This window comes from Microbacterium sp. K35 (assembly GCF_004794375.1).
GTDB classification, from domain to species: Bacteria; Actinomycetota; Actinomycetes; order Actinomycetales; family Microbacteriaceae; genus Microbacterium; species Microbacterium sufflavum.
In genome coordinates, this window is record NZ_SSDM01000160.1 from 1 (window position 1) to 1,189 (window position 1,189).

The following is a 1,189-nucleotide window of genomic DNA, read 5'->3' on the forward strand; positions in this document are numbered from 1 at the left end:
CCTCGCGGGCCGGGCGCGACGGTCGCCCAGCCCGCGAGGTCGGTCGTCGGGAAGCCGAGGGCGATCGCGAGGCGGCCGACCGCGTCTGCTCCGGCCTGCGGTCCCGCCCACGTGAGTCCCGGGTCGGCGAGCAGTGCCAGGGGCGTGCCGTGCAGAAGCTGCCAGGAGATCAACGGCCCGAACAGCACGGCCGTGGGCAGCGGGAGCCACAGCAGACGACCGGCGCCGCGGAACTGGGCCGTGCCGATCACGATGCCCAGCGTCACGAGCCACAGCAGAGCGAGCGCGGGGGCGAGCGAGGGCGCACAGGCGAGCACCGCGGCCAGCAGCAGCGAGGCGCTGCCCGCGGCACCCCACGAGCGGTGCGCGACGACCGCGGAGTGGAACAGCCACGGCAGCAGGAGGTGGGCGAGCACCGCGGCGGGGCGGCCGTCGACGAGCGCGGTGAGGAACGTGGGTGCCAGCGCCCAGGCGATCCCGGCGAAGATCCGCAGTCCGGCGCGATCGGTCACACGGGTCGCGGCGAACCACCCGCCGAGCACCGCCAGGGGCAGCGCCAGGATCCACAGCAGCACGAGGGTGAACGAGGGGCCGGCCGGCCACAGCGAGCCGAGCACCGCGACCACGGCGGCGAAGGGATCGGCGGGGCCGACCACGTCGACGCCCAGTCCGCGGGTGCCCCAGGCCGCGTCGCCCCACAGCGCCGCGACGGTCTGGCGCAGCGGCAGCAGGCCACCGCCCCCGATGGTCGGCCAGGCGAGCAGCGTGGTGAAGGAGGCGATGCCCACGACCAGGGCGGCCAGCACGACCCATGCGCCGCCGCCGGAGAAGAAGCGCAGCTCGCTCACCGCGCCGTGCTCGCTGCCGTGCCCGTCGTCGAGCCGTCGGCGCAGTTGCGCCGAGGTCACCCGGAGCGGGGCGATGCTGGCCCAGGAGGACGTGCGGAAGGCCCGGATGCGTGCGCGCGAGCGGGCGACGGCCCCGAATCGCAGCATCGCGGCCAGCGCGGCGCCCCACTCGGGCAGCACGGCCTCGGGTCGCTTGCCGATCAGGTGCGTGATCGACCGCCACAGCGCGAGCGGCAGCAGCGACAGCCAGTGCAGCGGCACGGCCGGAAGGGGCGCATAGGCCAGACGGCGGTGCAGCTGCGCGAGGCGCGTGACGTACGCGCGGCGGGAGCGCCCGGAGG

At 76.2% G+C, this 1,189-nt stretch carries 1 pseudogene; it reads right to left on the reverse strand.

The window, feature by feature from the left end:
• A pseudogene (locus tag DW299_RS05785) lies at positions 1–1,189 on the reverse strand (glycosyltransferase); the annotation flags it as partial.